Origin of the sequence: Bartonella jaculi (assembly GCF_039543045.1) — a bacterium.
Classification (GTDB): Bacteria; Pseudomonadota; Alphaproteobacteria; order Rhizobiales; family Rhizobiaceae; genus Bartonella; species Bartonella jaculi.
In genome coordinates, this window is the sequence record NZ_BAABIZ010000096.1 from 1 (window position 1) to 1,880 (window position 1,880).

General features: G+C 38.5%; 1 pseudogene. It reads left to right on the forward strand.

Features of this window, described 5'->3' with window-relative positions:
- Positions 1–405: 405 nt before the first annotated feature.
- Positions 406–1,880 (forward strand): annotated as a pseudogene (locus tag ABD915_RS09500) (autotransporter outer membrane beta-barrel domain-containing protein); the annotation flags it as partial.

The window sequence follows — 1,880 nt, forward strand, 5'->3', positions numbered from 1 at the left end:
TCCACTATGGTACTTGATGCCTCGTAAGTCTAGTTTTTAATTCGCCTGTTACTGATTTTAGCAATCTTTTTCACGCATATCTTTTGTCAATCTTTCAAGCCCCACAATGATAGATTGTTCTCTTTGTCATCTTGCAGCTTATGGTTTTATTTTCACTTTACAAGAAATACAGAATGCATTATACACGTTTAAATTGTGTTGTATGATTATTTACCTATAATCGGTTGTTATCTTGGGGGGGGGAAGATTTTGCACCAAGTTTATTTGGGTAATTCATTGCACGGGTCAAATGAGCAGTAGGCGCATTCTTTTGGTTACATCTTTTTTGTTTTGATGTGCTCATCGAGACGTTTTTACGAGTGCTTTTGTTTTCAATGAGAGGGGCAGTAAAGTTTCGAGGGAACTATGATTAAAGTGTTTAGAAATCACGTATGTTTATGTAGTTTTACAACGGCTATCCTTTCTTTGCTCCACAATGGAATAGGGGTTTGTGCAAACGCAGAGGGGTATAGTAGTCCACCTTATGATATCATCGTTACCCATAATAACCCTAGGTGGTATGATATCTATATCGGATATGATAGCGGTAATAGCCTTCTTAGTGGTCAAACTAACTATCAATCTCTTAAAGGAGAGAGCGGAGAAGAGGGAAAAGTGATTGGCGGTGATGGAAGGGGGATATCATATGGAAGATATTATATATGCAAAGACTGTGGAGAGAGCACAATTGACAATCAATCTTTTAAGATTACGCATAAGAACGTCAATGGATCTCCCTCTAGTCTTGTTGCTATAACTGTAAAGGGAGGTGATAAACAAAGAGGTACGAAAGTTAAGGGAGAATATGTAACTGTTAGCAGTGAAGTTTCAGATAAACCTTATACACGGGGTGTGTCTGTATCAGAAGGTGGGGAAGTTAGTTTGACCAATTTGAATCTCAAGAATGCATTGGTAGCACTTCATGTGAGCAATGGAACAATGAAGATAAATGAGGGGGTTATTGGTGAAAGTCAAATGGCTGTCCAAGCAATAGGGACACCGACGCATGCCGTTTTAAAAAATACGAAGATTGAAACCAACAGTGGGAAGGCAAGTTTTTATAGTTATGGTGGTGCGGAAATCTATATGGCAGGTGGATCAATTGACTTCATGAATAGTCATGGGATTTCTTCGACATTAGGTGGGAAGGTAAATCTCGATGATGTTAAGATTACTGGAAAAGGTAGCAAAGGCAAGGATCACGCAGTTTTACATACAGATTTAGGTGGTCCTATTAATTTAGATGGTGCTATTGTTCATGCTGTGAATCTCCATGGTGTATTATCGGAGAACACTGTAGCTACTTCAAATTCGATTTTGCAGCTTGAAGACTTATCTGATCATAATGATATTGGTGCGACTGAAGTTAATGTTAAATCCTCTTCTATTACCGTGGAGGGTAATGGATTTTACGGTATATATTTTAAGGGAGAGAGGCCGCTTACAGAATTCAGATTTAACGAAGAGGATTCATCAGATAAAGAAAAAACTCCACCAAGACTGGAGGTTGTTAATTTGGAAAAAACGACATTTTCTGTGCAGGATGATGCTATTTATAGTACCAATATCACTAACGGTGTTGTTAGTTTATCGCAAAGCACCCTTTCAGGAGATTTATTGTTAAGAGCTGAGAATGGCGCCTCTTTGATTATTTTAGCAGATGCCTCTACTCTTGAAGGAGGTGCCTATGTCGATGACAATTCTACTGCCGAACTTTATTTAGGCAATGGTTCGACGTGGATTTTAAAACAAAAACAACAAAGAGAGCCGCGTGAATCTGGTTGGGTAGATGATTCATCACTTTCACTCGTAAGCCTTATGGGTGATAGTTCTATTAATTT